Genomic DNA, 18,945 nt, shown 5'->3' with positions numbered 1-18,945 from the left:
TTTAAAACTTAATATTAGATAATTCTTGTAATGAGTTTGTAATCTCTTCGGTTAGCGCCATATGAATCTTTTCAGTGTCACTCAGTGATGCAAGCAGTGCTGAAACTCTATTTGGAATATTAAGCAAATTATTACGTACAACTCTTGCTACATTAAATGCATCGCGCTTTACTTCCTCTACTGCTACAAGTTCTCCTATCTCAGCCTTAGCTTTCGCCTCAAGAAGTTTACCTCGTTCCATTTCATTTTTTATTCGAGTTTTTAGCAACATCGTGGAAAGGTTACTTGTATTTTCGTTTTCTGGATTTTTCCTCCTAAGTGGCTGACTTGGATCTCTTATTGCCGCTACTGCTTCATTTGCTTGTTCTCTATTGATCAAACCATCCTCCAACTCAACTATCCCTTTCTTTACTAAATAACAGACATATTGCTTTGATACTCCTATCTCTCTTGCCCATTCTGTTTGTGTTATTTTTTTCACTTTTTTTTTTCTTCTCTCTTTTTTGCCTATTTTTTACGAATTTTCTTCTTGAGTCTCTGAAAAGGTTTTACCAGTACCGGCTAAAATGGCATCTCTTCCCGTGTATACTTGCCAACGTTTTATCGTTACATCTACAAACTTTGAATCTAGCTCTATTGTTCTGCAAATTCTTCCTGTTCTCTCACATGCAATCAATGTGCTACCAGAACCACTAAATGGATCAAGTACTATATCTCCTGGTCTACTGCTATTAACTATTGCTCTTTCCATTAATTCTACTGGCTTCATCGTTGGATGTAGTGTATTGTGCGTTGGCTTATCATAAAACCACAGATCACTTTGATTTCTTCCTCCATGCCACTCACGTTTATTGCCGCTTTTCCATCCATAGAGCATTGCTTCGTATTGTCTTTGATAATCTGATCTGCCTAGCGTAAAGTGATTCTTTGCCCAAATGATAAATGTTGACCATTTTCCTCCTGCCTCTTCAAATGCTTTTTGCAACGTTGAAAACTCTGATGATGATATGCAAATGTAAATTGCACCTTTCGTATATGCTAAAATATGGGAACAGATATCGTAGAGAAAAAGTTCGTACTTTTCACCTTGATTATCATTTAATATCTTTTTATCTTGACTATTACCATAATCAACGTTATACGGAGGATCACAAACCGTAATGTCTGCCATTTTATCATCTAAAAGCGCTTTATATGATTCAACTACAGAGCTATCACCACAATAGATTCGATGATCACCTAAAATCCATAAATCACCTGGTTTTGTTATTTCTACCCTTTTTTCATCACCAACCAAGTCAGAAAAATCTTCTTCTTCTCTATCTAAATCATCAAGAAAGTTTTGAACTTTTTCCAATTCAAATCCTGTCATTTTAAGATCAAACTGCAGATTTTCTAATTCTTGAATTTCCACTTTTAAAAGCTCATCATCCCACTTTGCCCAATTAGCTGATTGATTTGCCAGTAATCGAAAAGCTTTGGTTTGTGGTTCATTTAGATTATCACTTAAAACCACTGGAATACTCTCCATACCAAGTTTTCTTGCTGCTTTAAGTCTTAAATGACCATCAACCACAGTGCCATCGCTTTTTGCAACTATTGGTATACGAAAGCCGAATTCCCTGATTGAAGCACACATTCTGTTTACTACGTCATCATTTTTACGAGGATTACGCTTATATTCGACGAGGTTTTCAACAGGATAGTAGTGGATTGCTAAATTCATATCTTAATAATTAAAAAGTTAATATTCAAAATATCTCTGACACTAGAAAAGGCCTGGGGTCAGCACCACCAAACCCGCCATTATGGCCGAAAGGACCCACTTTTTATGAGCTTATTAATATCTTTCCATAACATAGAACATCAAAGCTAAAGCATCTGCTTGATTATCATCTCTAGGTGAAAAACCTTTTTCACGTATCGCTTCAATAACTTCACTCTTACTTGCATTGCCTTTGCCTGTTATAAAGCGTTTTATAGTCTTAACAGGAACACTCTGATAGGGAATATGATTCTCTTCACACCAAGCAGAGAGAACTGCAAGAAAACCACCATAACAATGCGCTGCATCAGTTCCAAGGTGTCTTCTCACTTCCTCAAAATAAACTGTTTCAATACTTGGAAATTTTTCTTTCATTTCATTCAACCACTTACGAAAATTTAGAAATACCATGCCACCTCCACTGAAACGACTACCATGAAAACTTTTGCTTCCACTTTCAATTACTCCATCTGTTAGAATTGCCCAGCCTGTTTGTTTGCCGAGGTCCAGTGTTAGGATTGACATACTACTTTCTAAAATTAAAAGGACTTATCTATAGCTTGCAGACAAATAAAGTCTTTTGTGGTATAAATTCTTTATATGAAAATGAGTTCTTTAAAGTTGAAAAATCTATTGCTTTTATCATAAAACCACTAAAACATTGACTATAAGTAGCACTGATTCCAAAATATCGTTTGGTTCCTGCAAAATACACTAGCAATTCATAGGTTTTTGTAGTCCAACAACGAGAATTATGTGCTACTGCAGAAAGTTGTTTTCTTGTTATATATATTCACCAAAATTACGAAAACTGTTCACTTTTTTTTGCAAAGGATAAAAACCTTGTTAAACTTGTCTGCAGGTTTGTTTTATAACAGTAGAATTACTAAGGATAGCTTTTATTTGAGTTTAAAGGCTATTATAGACGTTCTTTGGTGAGCAGTGATAGTTTTTTCCCTAAAGCCATATCTAGCTTTAAAACACAGTTTTTGCCTTATTTAAAAAAATATAAATTCTCAATTACGTAAAAGCCTAGATTTCTTTTGCTTTCTGTTTTCCAACTTTTCTGTTTGAAGCACATCTACACTCAATGCCCCTATACTAAATATATACCGGATTTCTTACTACTTTTTCCGGGATTTTTTGAAAAAAAGTTAAAATAATTTTAAATTACCAAAAGAATTAAAGAGAGCCTAAACTTTAAGAACCCACTAAACGTAAGTCCGACCTCCTAGACACCTTACTATTTGAGTTGAGAGGAGACTACACGAGCTTTTGATCCCCCTATCTAGATCATCAATAACGCTATAATAGCCCTTTAAATGGTTTAAAGAATTATGTTGCAGTAGAGAGATTGTTTTGGCTCCATCCCCTTTTTGTAAAGCTAAAGATACTAATGTTAGCAAACTCTATGAATTTAAGAATAACTGTAGAAACTACCATTGTTTAAGTCAGGAAAAATATTACTTACAATTTAATAATTTTCCAAAATCAATTATGTTTGAAAAGTAATCACTATCTATAACATCATCACTTACATCATTGACGTGGATAAGGACTGGACGACATGAAAAGCCTTTTGGACGATTTAGTGCATCTATTTTCTTTTGTACCTCTTGTATTATTGAATGACCAATTTTATCTTTTGAAAATTTGATTTCGCAAATGTAGAGAGTATTAAACTTTGTTTGAATCATATAATCAATTTGACAGCCTGCGCTATTACGCGTTCTTTTCTGAAAAAATGGATTTTCGCTTATTATTCCATCAATTCCTAAGATATTATGTATACTCTTTCTATTGTTCAGCACCAAATTTTCAAATTGAAGCCCAATAATTGTATACCACTCTGGTAAGAACCCTATAGAATAGGTGTCACGACTAATTTTCCCTAGATCTTTTTCGATATATTTTAGATAAAACCTTAAATAATTATCTTGAAGTCTGTATCTCCTGAGTCGTGAATCAGTACCAGTTTTTATACTCCAAGTATGATCTTTTGCAATAAAACCAGCAAGCTCAAGCTCATGTAGATACTCAGAAATGCGTCCATGTCTTACGATATTTAAAGTAGCACAAATTTCTTCTTGTTCTTTAGCTCCAGTAGAAAGAGCTCTGACTATTTGCTTATAAAAAGCCGTTTTTCGCATGAATAAATCTGAGAATATTTGATTAAATTCTTCAACTAAAAACCCACCTTTTGTAAAACAAAGCCTTTTAATATTTTCTTCAGCGCTATGTTTAAAATTTACCTCCTCTAAATACTTTGGAATTCCGCCAGTTACTGCAAGCACCTTAAATTTTTCATATGCTGAAATATTTTTTGGCCAAAATTCGTTGCAATCAGAAAGTGATAATTCTCCGAGTGTTAAAGTCAACGATATTCTCCCTACGAAACCAGTACTACTAAGTATATTTTTCTCGATCCAGGATGAAGCTGATCCACAAACAACAAAAATTAGCTTGTTATTATTTTTTAGCTGCGTATCCCAAAAATTTTTTATTTTTCCTAAAAAGGTTGGATCTTTTGAGCCCATCCAAGAAATTTCATCAAACAGCACTAATGTTTTTCCTGATAGTAGACGTTCACCAACTGCCCATAGTAAATCGCTCCAGTCATCATACCTAGCAAAAGATGTATTAAATTGTCTAGCAACTTGTCTAGAAAATTCATTAAGTTGGTAGGACATTGTAGTATGCTTTTCTGGTGGCAAACCTATAAAGGAGTAATATTGTTCAAAATACTTACCAAACTCTTGAATTAAACGACTTTTTCCTATACGACGCCTTCCTTTGACTACTACAAAAGATGCAGTATTTTTTTCTGTAAGCTCCAGTAGTTGTTTTAACTCAGTTTGCCTACCAATAAATGATGGAGACATAAAATACGAAATATAAATCTTTGTCTCCGTTATACTAGATAAAATTGGAGACGTAAATAAATAAATTTAGATCTTTGTCTCCATCTTGAACTATTGAGAGGGTTTTGTAGCTTATGTTTATGGCAGCAACTTTTTTCCTTTAGCTTCATTTACAAATTATTTATAGAGATTACCTAAAGACTCAACTTAAGAATTTTAGATAAAAGTCGTTATATCTCAATAAGACCTCCAAAACCAGCTCTTGTTTCACCTAAATTACAAAAACTTTTCACTTTTTTGAAAAAAATGTTTTACAACGAATAAAAAGCGTGATAGGGTACAATAAGGGTTTTTTTATAACAAGTAAAACTTTAAAGCAAGAAATAATTTAGAAATGCCTCATAATCGAGTTTTAAGCTACCCTACGTGAGTAACTTAGGTCTTGGTGGTATAATTGTACCCTGAGGTTGTAGAATCGCTTTAAAATCCAATTACGGTTCATTTGTTTTTTCTGAGCATTGTCTTTCATTTCTTTTATCAGATAATTTTGAAAGAGAGCTTTATACGTATCCATAGCTTATTATTGTAGACTGGTTAGTAACCGAACAGAGTAGTATGTTTTAAAGTCATACTACTATATTATTATTATATAATAATAGGAAATTTTGGAAACTGGAGACTGGTCAAAACTCCTCAATACTCCTAAGCTTTTTGCCACCTAAACCAGATTACAGCTCAGAAATCTGTCAACCATTAAACCATTGAAAATCTAGCATTTTTTTACTACCAGAAAGTACCAGATCTCATAAACTGCACCAGATTCTGCCAAGACTGAAGAGTTCTGGAGTCTGAAATAATCAATATACTTCGTAAGTAACCTTATTACTGTAAATGATATAGAAGAGATCTAATTATAGTAAAGCCAAATGTTTGAATCTTCAACTGGCATAATACTGCCATATTCTGGCGATTTATAATCGGTTGGTAAAATCTTCTCATATACTGTAATATCCTTATTTAGTTGGTTTGTAACTTTCTTTTCCATATCTTCAACACAAAGTATCCCATACTTACTTCTTTCAGCATTTTTATCATTCCTGTTAAACTTAATGTAACCTTTTGCAGCAAGAACATCAATGCGTTCACGAATGGAGTTTTTACTACCAAGACCTGCTTTATTTTCAAATACCTCACAGAATGTATTGATTGTATATACTTTCCCTCTATTTCTCGCCTCGTCGTAAATTAATTGCAGTATAATATCATATCTACGAGAACGCTCTGCATCTAATTTTTGTCCATAATCTTTATGTATCAGTCTCTGTGACTCATAATCAAGTATTTGCCAGCAGTTATCGATTTTATCAACACATTTTGATGGAATAGCATGACCATTACGTAATTCAAACATCAGTTGACGACTACTTTGCCGTTCATCTGGCTTAAACATTATCATTCCTGTAGTATAAAAGCTTCTTAACGAACCAGCACCACTGAAACTCTGAAAAGGATCTTCTTCTAATGATTTCTTTTGCATCTTCTTCGTGTGATGTACTAAAATGACTCCTGCATTCGGATTAACTAACGCTCTCAATTTTTCAACTCTTTCTTGCAGGAAAAATAGCATAGCATTGTTATCATTTTCACTACTGTTCTCGCCAGCATCAAAAACGTTACGTAGTGGATCAATAGCTATAATATCAACTGTATTTGAATCAAATGATTTTTTTATTTCATCAAGAACTTCATCTATACTATTATCATTTAAGAGTAGCTTTGTTTGAGGTGTAATGACTAAGTTATCCAAAGCAATCTCAAGCAGTTCTTCATTGATTTTTAGTTGCTGTAGACGTTCACGCATATAGTGGTAGCCAATTTCAGTTTGAAGATAAAAGATTCTTAAAGGCCTTTTAGGTACCATATCAAGAAATTGAACTCCTGCTGCCATGTAAATTAGCCAAGAAATTAAAAAGTCACTTTTTCCTACTTTAGGTGCTCCAGCAAACACTAAAAGTCCACTTGGAGTTAAAATTCGAGGAGCAACTATATCTTCTGGCATCGGTGATTTATCGTTAAAGTATTGCCTTGCAGAAAATGAAATCAAACTTTTTGTACTTAGAGTATTAGTAGTAAGTGCAGTTGAAGCTAAAAATTCTTTAACATTTATTCCTTCCTCTACACAATCAGCAGCATCCCAACCTTTTGTTTTATTTTGTGGAATATTCAGAACAACAAGTGATTCAACTCCGATTTCTAAAAGCTTTTCTTCAGCATTTTTTGCGTATTTATTACCTGCTTCATCATTGTCTGGCCATATAATAATGTGTTTACCTTTTAGCGGAGTCCAATCAGTTTTCTCAATAGGTGCATTTGCTCCAGACATCGCTGTTGTTGCAGTTATTCCTTTCTCTATCAGCACTTCTGCACATTTTTCCCCTTCCACCAGAACAATTTTATCAGACTTTAAGATTCCTGGAATGTTGTAGATTGGCCTTATTCCTGGTGAACCATATCTGCCTCGCTTAACATCAAAAGGCTTGTATACTTTTTTCTTTCCGGGAGGGTCAGAACGGTAAACTTTTACAATCACCTGACCATTTTCATCATAATAATTCCAACTTTGGGTAATAAATTTCTCGAAGTCTTCATCAACATATTCTCTGTATTTTTTATTATTTCCGAGCCATTCACTTATTGAAGCCATTACCTCAGGAAACTCTGTCCTTGCATTCTTTCTATGCACAGCTGCCCAAAGGTCGATAATGTCACCACCTTCTCCAGTTGCAAAATCATTCCATAATCCTGCTCTACTGCCACTTAGTTCTACTCTTAAACTTTGTCCTTTGTTACCATGCACATCACCTATTCGAAATTCATCACCATGGAAGGTACCATTGGGGAAAAGGTAAGAAAGGCATGATCTTAAATTCAACAATAGTTGTGCTTTAATCTCTGGAACATTGTATGAAACACTCATAATTAACCTTTAAATTCGGAGTCTTGTTCTATATATTCACCGGATTTACAAAAACTGTTCAGTTCGTAAGTGCATTGTCTGATCAAAGTTTTGAGTGTCTGAGGTTTGAAAAAAGATTCCAGGTTTTCAGAGGGTAAAAAACTCACGATTGTCTGAGGTATTTTTTTCATGTCCTACAATATTTACTAAGAAAGTTTCATCCTTAAGTCTTTCATTTAAGGATACATCTTATGAAATCTCGAAACTCTTATTCAGGTATTGATCCTAAAGTTGTTAATTTAATAAAATTTTACGCAAAACATTATAAGTCGCTTACTGATCAAGATATTGAAGACATAGAACAGGACCTCTTCTGTGAGTTTCTTTCATGCATAGATCAGTATGATAAGACTAAGGGCAGTCTTTCAACTTTTGCTAAGCAAGTTGTTAAAAATCGTATTAATAATCTAGTCCGTAAACACTCACGTACTACTCCTAAACTTGAAAATAATGTGCAACAGGAAAGTTACTGTTTTGAAGATGAATCGATACTACGTATTGATGTTGAGCAAATTATTTCAAAGTTACCAAAGAAGTGGCAGGTTTTATGTGAACAACTAAAACACCACAGCATTGCTGAAGTTGCAGATATGAACAATATATCACGGACTACTTTGTACAACATTCTCAAGAAAATGCGATCTAAATTTGCATCTCTTTATGAAAAAAAATACAAAAAAAAGTGAACAGTTTTTTGAAATTTGGTGAATTTATATATAAGTCCATACAGGTAAAAATATGAAAATAGTAAATAGTGAAGAAAGAGCAAAAATGGTCACAGGTGTGAAGGTAGTAATCTTCGGACCTTATGGAATTGGCAAGACCAGTCTGCTCAAAACCATCGATGAATCAACAACACTCTGTCTTGATTTTGAAGCAGGACTTCTAGCTGTACAAGACTGGAAAGGAGATTCAACTGAGATTCGCACTTGGAATGAGGCCAGAGACATTGCTTGCCTAATTGGTGGTCCTAATCCTGCGCTGAAATCTGATCAAGCGTATAGTCAAAAACACTATGAACATGTATCTGGCAAGTATAAAGATCTTCTTTCTGAAGTTTCTAAATACCAATGCATCTTTGTAGATAGTATAACCGTTGCTTCACGTTTATGTCTTTTATGGGCAAGGATGCAACCTGAGTGTTTTTCTGATAGATCGGGAAAAGAAGACAAAAGAGCTGCTTATGGGTTACTTGCTCAAGAGATGATGGCTTGGCTCAATCAGTTTCAACATATCAGAGATAAAGACATCATCATAGTTGGCACACTAGGTCAATATCTCGATGACTGTAATCGTTCAATTTGGCTACCTCAATGTGAAGGGGCTAAAACTGCTAGTGAGATTCCAGGGATAGTTGATGAGGTAATCAGCATGGTTGGAATCAAGAAAGATGATGGCACAGAAAAACGTTCATTTGTCTGTCAGACTATTAATACTTGGGGATACCCTGCTAAAGATCGAAGTGGATGCCTGAATATGGTTGAAGAACCGCATCTTGGTAAATTACTTGCGAAAATTAAAGCCAAAACTTTTGCGCCTATTGCTTAATTAAAAATTGGAGAATAGTTATTATGGAACAAAGCTTTTTCAATATCGGTCAAAAAATTCCCTTTTTCAGCGTAAAAGAGTATTTAAACGACAAAGCACCGATACCAGAAGATATAATCTCACCAAGGATTTTAACAAAAAGAGGTCTATTGGTACTAGGTGGCCCACCTAAAATTGGCAAAAGCGATTTTCTAATTTCATGGCTTGTCCACATGGCTGCTGGAGTTTCATTTTTGGGTATGACTCCAAGCAAACCTATGAAAATTTTCTATCTGCAAACTGAAATTGAATATGAATATATGAAAGAACGTTTGCAACAACTTCAACTGGATAACGAACTTTTGAATATAGCTGCCAATAACTTAATCATTACACCAAGAGTACAATTATCTTTCACCAGTGAAGAAATAGATGAAATTAAAAATGTTATTAAAGAGCGTTTTAAACCTGATATTATTGCAATCGATCCTCTTCGCAACATCTTCAACTCAAGTGAATATGGCAATGAAAATGACAATAGCGCTATGCTATTCTTTTTGCAAAAAACGCTTGAAAGACTGAGAAATGTTATCAATCCAGATTCGGGCATAATACTCACTCACCACACAAAAAAACTGTCCAAAAAGATGCTGGAAGAAGATCCATTTCAAGGCCTAAGCGGTGCTGGATCTTTACGTGGATTTTATAGCACTGGCATGGTGATGTTTGCTCATGATGAGGAAAGCACTGTCCGTCAAATAGTATTTGAGCTTCGTAATGGTGAACGTGTAGCAAGTAAGCTTGTTGATAAGATAGATAGTCGTTGGAAGCTTGCAGACCAATGGAGTTGATTCCTTTTTTTCACTTAATTTATAGGAGACAATATGTTATCAGATTTTTTAACTGATTTTAATACTGCAAAATTACAAAGTAATTTAATACCAAAAGGTACAATAGTCAAGGTAAAAATGGCAATTAAACCAGGAGGTTATGAAAATTGGTTCACTAAAAGCTACACTACTGGTAGCATCTATTTAAACGCTGAATTTACGGTCACTGAAGGTCCATATACAAAACGTAAGATTTATCAAGTAATTGGTATTAAAAGTGGCAAAGCAAGCGTTGAAGGAGAAGATACTTGGGGAGAAATGGGTCGTTCTATGCTTAGAAGTATTTTAGAGTCAGCACGGAACATTCATTCAAATGACACTTCAGAAAAAGCAGTTATTGCTAGAAAAGTCAACTCTATAGCTGATTTTAATGGGTTAGAGTTTACTGCAAAAGTTGGTATTGAGGCTGATCGATATGGAGAGAAAAACAAGATTGCTACGGTTATTACTCAAGAGCAACATCAAAATACTGAGCGTGATTGGATACCTTTCTAAAGCTGCTGTGTTTATTTGAAACAATTTTTATAGATGAATAAATCCCAAAAAACACTATTGATTTAAAGAATGTCTGTCTTATTTATCGCCTGGTATTAGTGATATGAATGCTGAACAACAGGTTTCTAAAGATAAAAACGGTGATATAGCTGAATTTTTGAGTTCAATTATGAGTGACATAAACTTTGTTAAATTACTAAACATAAAGGAACCATACGCTGGAAGAGAGAATATGATACTGTTTTACAGTTAATTAATGAGGAAGGGACGCTTTTTTACTAAAACCCAATTTTGCTATTTTTTTGAATGGTCTTAAGAGTCATCATTCTATTCTTAGATATATTAATGCCTTAGTTACTGAAGGTTATATAAAATTTCGTGAAAAACAAGAAATAACAGACGCGTTAAAGTTATGTTACCATTAGACTGTTTTTAGCAATAGGGCTAGTTAGCACTTAAGTTAATGGTAGATGGATTAAGCCGATAGCCTGACCAGTTACACGCTTGTATCACATCATCGCGTTTTATATTTAGTCCCAAGGTGCTAGCTAGCTTTTCTGCTATTGTTTTTTGCATTCTGTTAAGAGGTCTGCGTACTTGCTGTTCTGGGTCTTCAATACCTAAACTATCTGCTATTTGAATGATACTAAGAAATTTATATTCTTTAACTGCTTCCAAGTCACGCAAAAATTGTTTAAGTAATACTCTAAAGATGCGGATGCTCGAAATTGCTTGTTTGCCTATAATTTCAATGTCATTAACATAAATAGTATTATCTTCAACTTTTAATCGCAGTATCTTTTTTTCTGGAAGAGTTGTTTCTTGCAGTGGAACATAAGGGAATGCTTGAAAAGAAACATTAGGTAATAGCTCTGGTACTCCTTTTTCAACTGCTTCGCTTAGTATTTGATTTAGAGTTTGATGTTTACAAATTAAATCAGCCATGGAAACAGTGTATAGGCTTAACAATATTTTTAAGTCTTCCTTTCCAAAAGTTATAAGAACGGCAACATTAGTTCTTAACCTATCTACAGTTAAATATGACTTATCAGTACATAAAGTTGGTATGATAATGCTTACTATTTTACTTTTAAAGCTTATATGATATATCCCATTTGCTGCCTTTTCCCATATGAGCCCTGTCAATAATTTTTCAAACCAATTTATAATTTTTTCCGTATTAAGTTTAATTGAAAGCACAAGATAACGCTGTTTTTTATAAGTATTAGGAAAAATATCACGACCACAATCCTCGCAAGCTAGATCATCACACTCTTCATCAAAATCATGAGAAATGATAACCTCGTTTTTGCAATAAGGATTTTGTATATTTGGAAAATCAAGATCTAAATCATTAGCGCAAATAACGAAGTAATGCTTCTCAAGTTTAACAAAATCAATCTGGTTGAGATACTCTGCAGCATCTATATAGTTCTCATCAGGATCTACCCAGGACCTATTTACTAACATAGTATCAATATCTTGAGAGTGTTTTCGACAAAACGGTAATTCCATAGCTATCTCTAATTAAAGACTTAAAATCATCTCGTTCTTTTCTATTGAGAACATATTCTGAGTAATCAATTTCTATATAATTTGCGTATTGCGTGTCTGTCTGAAAGGATAAAGTAACTTTTTTACTTTTGAACAATACTTTGATATGCTGAACAAGCGAAACATCATGCAGTACACTACCAACCGAAGGCTCTATCTTCTGCAACCACTCTTCAATATTATCCGTGTTTAACGTAAGATTAGTTTTAGATTTAGATGGACCAAATTTCAATTCAAATAGGCGAATATCAGGTACATGTTGTTTTACACAGTCATTCAAAAAAGTACTCACTTGTGCTGTTGTATTTTGGTGGCGCATGTTAGTAAATGAACATTCTCGTTGAAAATAACAGCTTGCTATTCTATTTGCTATTTTTAATCCTTGATCAAAACTTTGAATAGATAGATTTACTTGGTTAGCATTTAAAGCAAAGTCAATAATAATTCTACTAGGTTTATAACCGTGTATTACCTTATTTGAACTCATTACCAAATCTTCATCTTTACTAGCACGTCGTATAAATAAGTAAATACTATTTTGGTAGTAAAAGAGTTCTTGAAACTGACTTTCAAAACTATCATTTTCGAATAGATCATGCTGTTTTAATATTTCCTGTATCGTACTTTTTGATAAAAAATCCTTAAATGAAGTGGACTTTTGTCTTGGAGGATTTTTTAATACGAAAGGTAAAAAACCTTTTTTCTGCACTTGATTAAAGCAGAAAATTTGTTTCAGTAAGTTATGATTAATTATAAAGAGAGTAAACAACAAGGACTTTTTGTCATATTTGTTATTTTGCAACAGAAATGATTTCAGAAGATCTTGGCTTAATACAGACTGTGCTACTTCAGCTATAGTTGTTTCTGATTTTGCACGACTAAAACGATTGACTAAGTAATAATCAAACAGAGATTCAGAAATTTTAATAAGCATCTTACGCTTTTGCTGAGTTGAAATATCATCGGATTTTTCGTAGTCTTTAAATAATTGCCTATTTTGCTTATTCTGAAAATAGTGGTTAAAAATCACACTTAATTGTCTAGCAGAAAGAGAATTAAGCCAACTTTCACGTAAACTTGGATTTTGAAAGTCCTTAAGCAAAAAGGATACTGGCATTTCTAAATTATTTTCCCAAAATTCCTCACTAGCTATCATATATCTAAAAGTAAATATATTATGTCTAAAATAGATTAAAGATTAGTCAACAAAAATTTATTATGAAATAAAAGAAGAATTTTCCTAAAAAAACTGAACAGTTTTTGTAATTTTGGTGAATATATATACAGGGGTCAAACTTTAAAATGTCAATACTCACACAATCAGGAAGAGCAGCAATAGCAGCAAGTATAAAAGAGCAGTCTATCCACCTTGCTTGGGGAACAGGTGATACGAGCTGGGAAAGTAGCCATCAGGTCGAAAAAGTTTTTATTGAGGGTGAAATAGCTCTAGATCACCACACTATTAAAGACGTAAGGGTTTTTACAGGACAAACAGTGTATAAATCCAGTATTGACTATATAGTTGATAGCAGTAGTGGTGTAATAAAACGTACGGAAAATAGCTCTATCACGGCAAATAGTGCAGTTACTATAGAGTATACTGAAAGCACACCACCAGAGCTGATAACTTCTGAAAAACTGCTCAATGAGCTTGGTAGACGTACTGCAGATGAAGTTCTCTTTTGCACAGGTGATGAGAATGGAGAGCTTTTGACTCCAACAGGGAGGTTTAACCCTTCTAATGTACCAACTAATAACTTATATCTTAAATTTAACTTCGATTTCAACGATGCTGCAAATCAAGTTATACGGGAATTAGGGGTTATGGTTGGTACTAAAATAAAAGAAGGATTACCTGAAGGACAGAGATATTTTGAACCAAAAGACGTGGAAAATCCTGGAATTTTGTTAGTTTTAGAACACACCGTACCACTTATCAGAACTGCAGCAACCAGGGAAACTTTTTCATTTGTTGTAACTTTTTGAATTTTTCTAGCATTAAATGACTTTAAACGCCTATTATAACCGCTTTAATCCTGACAAAGAATATGAGAAAAGCTTATTTCTTGCTGGAAGAGGTCTACAGTCTGCAGAATTAAATGAGACTCAGGAGTATGCTCTTTCTAAGCTTAAAGGCATAGGAGATGCAATATTTCGTGATGGTGATGTGATAACGGGAAGCAATTGTATTATAGATAGAGAAACTGGTAAAGTTACGCTTGAATCAGGAAAAATCTATCTGCGCGGTGCAGTTAGAAAAGTTGAAAAAGAAGAATTTGTTATTCCACTGAGTACCACAGTTCGCATAGGTGTTTATTATGTAGAATCTACGATTACAGAACTTGAGGATGAAAACCTTCGTGATCCTGCTATTGGTACAAGAAACTATCAGGAAGTAGGAGCTGCAAGGCTTAGAGCTACTATCACTTGGGGTTATCAAGCAGAAGGTCTTTCTCCACGTTTTTCTGAAGGAGAGTTTTATCCAATCTATAACATTGAAAATGGAGTATTAATAGAACATTCACCACCTCCACAAGCAAACATAGTAACTACTGCTCTTGCTCGTTATGACAAAGAGGCAAATGGTTCCTACGTCGTAAATGGTCTTGAAGTAATGTTCCTGCAAAAGGAAGAGGGAGAAGGAGGAAAAAAAATATTTGTGATTAATGAGGGCAAAGCTCATGTTGATGGCTATGAGATTGAACTTCCTCACAGTATTCGTGTTTCTTTTGATGAAGATCCGGATATAAAATCAGTTGAATCAGAACCACATACTTTTCAGCCAAATAGCCAAAGAGTAATGGAACTGAAGGTTAATGATTTTCCAATAAGTGAAATCAAAAAAGTAGATATAACCGTTCAAAAAACCATTACCATTACTCACGGTTCATACTCAGGAGCTGTTGATCCAATACCTGACTCTGCGGTACTTGAGATTATTCAAATTAAACAAGGCAATGTTATTTATGAAAATAGTATAGACTATAAGTTAAATGCAGGAAACGTTGATTGGTCATTACCAGGTAAAGAGCCAGCTCCTGGAAGTAGTTATCAAATAACTTACCGCTGTCGTACTCATGTAAGCCCTGAAGATATAAGTGAAGAGGGATGCAAAGTAAAAGGAGCAGTTGATAACAGCTTGGTTCTGATTGATTACACCTGGAAAATGCCCCGCTTTGATTTAATTACTATCGATAGCAAAGGAGCAGTAAGGAGAATAAAAGGTATAGCTCACCCTTGGCGACCATCAATGCCTAAAGCACCTAGCGGACAACTTTTGCTCTGCTACATTCATCAGACATGGAAAAACGGAGAAAAAGAAGGGGTAAAAATAGTGAATAATGCTATTCATGCTGTACCGATGAATGAGCTTGAAGCAATGAAAAAAGGAATAAATGATCTTTATGCGTTGGTTGCACAGGAACGTTTACGCAGTGATGCAAATTCAAGAGAACCTACCACCAAAAAAGGAGTATTTGTTGACCCATTCTTTGATGATGATATGCGTGATCAAGGAATTTCGCAGTTTGCAGCAATAGTAAATAGAGAGCTAGTTCTGCCAATAGATGTAGAAGTTGCAGATATTGAAAAAGGTGGGGAAAGATATCTTTTGCCATATGAACTTGAACCGGTACTGGAGCAGCTTTTACAGACTAAAGGAGAAAAGATCAATCCATATCAAGCTTTTGATCCAGTTCCGGCACAAATTACTCTAAATAAAAACATTGATCACTGGACGGAGGTAAAAACAAATTGGAAAAGTCCAGTAACCAGAGTATTTAATGCTAAAGAAACGACAGAGCTGCTGTCAAGTACTTCATACGAAACTGAATTTATGAGAGAAGCAGTACAGAATTTTGAAATTGAAGGTTTTGAGCCAGATGAAAAGCTTAAGGAAATAAAATTTGATGGCATTTCTATTATACCTATGGCATAGAGGAAAAAAAGTGGAAAAAAGAGCTAACAACCAGGGAAAATTAAAGGGAAAGGTGAAAGTACCAGCAAACATTCCAGCAGGTACTAAATTAGTACAGTTTTATGGGGATAAAGGAAGCTATGGAGAGGCAACTTATACTGGTAAAAAAACTATTACTATAGAAGAAAGAAGAAGAGTTATCGCAGCAAGAAGAGTTGATCCTTTAGCACAAACATTTACTTTAAATGAGAGCAGACACATAGGAGGTCTAGAGTTATGGTTTGTAAATAACGGCAAAAAACGTGTTGCTGTGCAGATTAGAGAAACAGCAGTGGGAATGCCCTCGCAGACTGTCATTGCTGAAAGTTATATTGAGCCAAAAGATATAAAGATAGATGGCACAGCAACACGTATAGAGTGGTCACCAGTGTTTTGCCATGCAGGAGAGGAGTATGCAATAGTATTACTTACTGATGATCCTGGTACTGCAGTAAAAATAGCAGAACTTGGCAAATATGATGCAGTAAATAGCCGCTGGGTAACGAGTCAACCATATCAAGTAGGAGTATTACTTTCATCAAGCAATGCAAGTACCTGGACTCCACATCAAAATTTAGATTTAACGTTTCGACTACTAGCTGCAAAATTTAGTGAAGTTTCTCATGTTGTTGATCTGGGCAAAGTTACTGTAAATAATGTATCAGATTTAATTGTTTTGACGAACGTCGAAAAAGTAGCATTTGATACCAATGTAGAATTTATCTTAACGGATGAAGAGGGAAGAGAAAACTTTTTGTCTGATAATTTGCCGCTTGCACTGCGTGAAAGAATAAATGGGGAATTAACGGTAAAAGCAAGCCTAAAAGGAGGTCAAGAAAAAAGTCCAGTTCTTTATCCTGGGTTACAGCTAGTTATGGGTAATATAGGGGAAAAAGGAGATTATGTAACTAGGAGCATTACAGCAGGAGCTAACACTAAGATTACCATAACATATGATGCGCTAATACCTGGCACTGCAGATGTTAAAGCATATGTGGAACAAAGCGTCAAAGGATGGCAATTAGTAAATTTAACATCAGGAAAACCAATTGGAGAAAATTGGGTAGAGAGAACTCATGTGCTGACAAACTTTAATGGCAATGAGACTAGGGTAAAATTAGTTTTAAGTGGAACAGTTGTTTATCGCCCTAAGGTAAAAAATCTCAGAGTGATTGTCACATAATGACTGTTGACCAAACCAAACGAGGATATCCACTGCCTCATCCAGAAAATATTGCAGTTCAAGATGTGGTACGTATTCGAAGAGCTATAGAAAAAATAGATGAAGATATTACCGAAAGAGAAGATGAGCATAATCAACTAAAAAATAATTTTAAACGATTTAGATTTGAAACTTTTTTGAATTTTTGGGAATGAAAGAAGCAATAGAAGCGTTACATCAAAGGATAAAGGATTTAGCAGCAAGTAGCACACCTGATCAACTGGCATATCTTGCAAAATCGCTGGAATTGATAGCAGATAAAAAAGCTATTTCTAATATTGTGCAAATGGCTAAAATAAAAGAAATAATTGACGCACTACAAAAAAGACTTAAGGATTTAGCGGCAAATAGTACACCAGATCAATTAGCATATCTTGCTAAAGCACTGGAATCAATAATCGGCAAAAGTTCAGTTTCTGAAATTGTACAGATGACAGATGGTAAGTTAAAAGAACTTCTTGATAGTGCAAAAAAACACTTAACTGATCTGGATAATAAAAAAGCTAGTTCTTTAGCAGTGATCTCTGAATCAGAGAAGCAGTTATTAAAGAGAATTGATGAAAAAGGAACAACAAATTTATCACTACTTGATACGAGAAAGAATGCCAATATTGCAGCAATAAACAGTGTTGGCAATGATCATAAAGATGGTCTAAAAGGTTTAGTGAATAACTTCCGTACTGTTAATGATGTGCCAAGCGGTTCATCGATTATGAGGGAGATAAGGAGCAGAGAAAATCAACTAACAACTAAGCTTAACTCTATAAATGATGTACCAAGCGGCTCATCAATCATGAAAGAAGTAAGAAATCGTCACATGATTGAACCTGGAGCATTACCTTTTTTATTTGGTGTACTAAGTAGAAAAAATAATTACTTTGGTCACGGAACTTTTACAACTGAGCTTGGTCAGTGGAGTAGTGATATAACAAAAACAGACTATATGCTACAACTACTAGCAGGTACTCACACATATGATACAAGCTATGTTAGTTTTTATCGGCCAAGACAATTGTGCTTTTTAGAGGGAAGCAAAGGTACATTTATCTATGGAGAATCATACCCAAGATTCATGTATGATGGATTTTCTGAGCAATTCAATATGCTGAAATACCCTTATGCTGCATTGGGAGTAATATTCGTAAAAAACACAAGCAATGTAGATATAAGTAAAACTATAAACTTTGTTGGATCTGCAATGTGGTATAAAGATGAAGTTAATTATGGAGGAGCAGGATTATTTATAGGTACACCTGATAAAACTAATACAAGGAAGTCAGAGATTTCGAGAATTACTTGGACACGTATTTACCAGCATGAAATTAGCAGTTCTGAATTTATTGGATCAGGTAACATAATCATTCCAGCAGGAAAAACTGTTACAGTGTTACTTTATACGTCATCTAATCTTCACTCAGAAGGTGAAAGAGTTGGTGAGACACCTGAGTTCTTTGCAAGTGAGCATACGTATAGCACAATCTATGGTCAATTTATCCAGTGGGGAATATACAATTTTCGCAGCAATTTTTTAACTACAGGGCTTGAGGTGGACGTAGAGAGGACGCTAAGAGCTTGGCAATGTCCAGGGTTAGATGCAACATATAAACTTTGGCATTAAAAAAATATATAAGTTGAAACCAAAATACTTGTATCTTTCACT

Annotated in this window: 17 protein-coding genes; 10 read left to right on the top strand and 7 right to left on the bottom strand. The window is 34.5% G+C overall.

The features are described 5' to 3' along the window. Position 1 precedes the first annotated feature (1 nt). From OOK82_RS01875 to OOK82_RS01855, 5 genes are all read right to left on the bottom strand, one after another. Positions 2-481, bottom strand: a complete 480-nt coding sequence (locus tag OOK82_RS01875; RefSeq protein WP_264378236.1) for a hypothetical protein — start codon at positions 479-481, stop codon at positions 2-4. 33 nt (positions 482-514) lie between these two features. Continuing rightward, complete coding sequence (locus OOK82_RS01870; protein ID WP_264704356.1) at positions 515-1,726, bottom strand: DNA modification methylase; 1,212 nt, start codon at positions 1,724-1,726, stop codon at positions 515-517. A gap of 114 nt (positions 1,727-1,840) precedes the next feature. Then, positions 1,841-2,290 carry a crossover junction endodeoxyribonuclease RuvC gene (locus tag OOK82_RS01865; protein WP_026097221.1) on the bottom strand — a complete coding sequence of 150 codons (450 nt, stop codon included), beginning with the start codon at positions 2,288-2,290 and terminating at the stop codon, positions 1,841-1,843. A gap of 938 nt (positions 2,291-3,228) precedes the next feature. Beyond that, on the bottom strand, positions 3,229-4,647 hold the full coding sequence (locus tag OOK82_RS01860) for an AAA family ATPase (protein ID WP_264704355.1): 1,419 nt from the start codon (positions 4,645-4,647) through the stop codon (positions 3,229-3,231). Between the two features lie 886 nt (positions 4,648-5,533). Beyond that, complete coding sequence (locus OOK82_RS01855; RefSeq protein WP_264704354.1) at positions 5,534-7,603, bottom strand: AAA family ATPase; 2,070 nt, start codon at positions 7,601-7,603, stop codon at positions 5,534-5,536. Between the two features lie 230 nt (positions 7,604-7,833). Between OOK82_RS01855 and OOK82_RS01850 the strand changes: the two genes are divergently transcribed. From OOK82_RS01850 to OOK82_RS01830, 5 genes are all read left to right on the top strand, one after another. Then, on the top strand, positions 7,834-8,328 hold the full coding sequence (locus OOK82_RS01850) for an RNA polymerase sigma factor (protein ID WP_264375668.1): 495 nt from the start codon (positions 7,834-7,836) through the stop codon (positions 8,326-8,328). Positions 8,329-8,380: 52 nt separating this feature from the next. After that, positions 8,381-9,190, top strand: coding sequence for an ATP-binding protein (locus OOK82_RS01845; protein WP_264375667.1), 810 nt, complete (start codon positions 8,381-8,383; stop codon positions 9,188-9,190). A gap of 23 nt (positions 9,191-9,213) precedes the next feature. Next, positions 9,214-10,020, top strand: a complete 807-nt coding sequence (locus OOK82_RS01840; protein ID WP_264704353.1) for a helicase RepA family protein — start codon at positions 9,214-9,216, stop codon at positions 10,018-10,020. 33 nt (positions 10,021-10,053) lie between these two features. Then, positions 10,054-10,554, top strand: a complete 501-nt coding sequence (locus OOK82_RS01835) for a hypothetical protein (RefSeq protein ID WP_264375670.1) — start codon at positions 10,054-10,056, stop codon at positions 10,552-10,554. Between the two features lie 103 nt (positions 10,555-10,657). Continuing rightward, a complete protein-coding gene (locus OOK82_RS01830) occupies positions 10,658-10,807 on the top strand; it encodes a hypothetical protein (RefSeq protein ID WP_264704352.1) in 150 nt (49 codons plus the stop codon). A gap of 191 nt (positions 10,808-10,998) precedes the next feature. Here the strand turns inward: OOK82_RS01830 and OOK82_RS01825 are convergent, their stop codons facing one another. After that, complete coding sequence (locus OOK82_RS01825) at positions 10,999-12,069, bottom strand: hypothetical protein (protein ID WP_264704351.1); 1,071 nt, start codon at positions 12,067-12,069, stop codon at positions 10,999-11,001. Then, positions 12,029-13,264 (bottom strand): hypothetical protein, encoded by a 1,236-nt coding sequence (locus OOK82_RS01820; RefSeq protein ID WP_264704350.1) that lies wholly within the window; start codon positions 13,262-13,264, stop codon positions 12,029-12,031. Before OOK82_RS01820 ends, OOK82_RS01825 begins: the two co-directional genes overlap by 41 nt. A 146-nt stretch (positions 13,265-13,410) precedes the next feature. Between OOK82_RS01820 and OOK82_RS01815 the strand changes: the two genes are divergently transcribed. From OOK82_RS01815 to OOK82_RS01795, 5 genes are read left to right on the top strand one after another with little or no spacing between them, the layout of a single operon-like run. Then, positions 13,411-14,094, top strand: a complete 684-nt coding sequence (locus OOK82_RS01815; protein ID WP_264704349.1) for a hypothetical protein — start codon at positions 13,411-13,413, stop codon at positions 14,092-14,094. A gap of 16 nt (positions 14,095-14,110) precedes the next feature. Next, positions 14,111-16,045, top strand: coding sequence for a DUF4815 domain-containing protein (locus OOK82_RS01810; RefSeq protein ID WP_264374867.1), 1,935 nt, complete (start codon positions 14,111-14,113; stop codon positions 16,043-16,045). Then, on the top strand, positions 16,017-17,246 hold the full coding sequence (locus OOK82_RS01805; protein WP_264704348.1) for a hypothetical protein: 1,230 nt from the start codon (positions 16,017-16,019) through the stop codon (positions 17,244-17,246). Before OOK82_RS01810 ends, OOK82_RS01805 begins: the two co-directional genes overlap by 29 nt. Beyond that, the gene (locus OOK82_RS01800) at positions 17,246-17,440 is read left to right on the top strand and encodes a hypothetical protein (RefSeq protein WP_114517444.1); all 195 of its coding nucleotides are present in this window, start codon (positions 17,246-17,248) and stop codon (positions 17,438-17,440) included. Before OOK82_RS01805 ends, OOK82_RS01800 begins: the two co-directional genes overlap by 1 nt. Then, positions 17,437-18,903 carry a hypothetical protein gene (locus tag OOK82_RS01795; protein ID WP_264704347.1) on the top strand — a complete coding sequence of 489 codons (1,467 nt, stop codon included), beginning with the start codon at positions 17,437-17,439 and terminating at the stop codon, positions 18,901-18,903. Before OOK82_RS01800 ends, OOK82_RS01795 begins: the two co-directional genes overlap by 4 nt. Positions 18,904-18,945 lie beyond the last annotated feature (42 nt).

This window comes from Wolbachia endosymbiont (group B) of Apotomis betuletana, assembly GCF_947250475.1.
Classification (GTDB): domain Bacteria; phylum Pseudomonadota; class Alphaproteobacteria; order Rickettsiales; family Anaplasmataceae; genus Wolbachia.
This window is presented reverse-complemented; position numbering and strand designations above follow the sequence as displayed.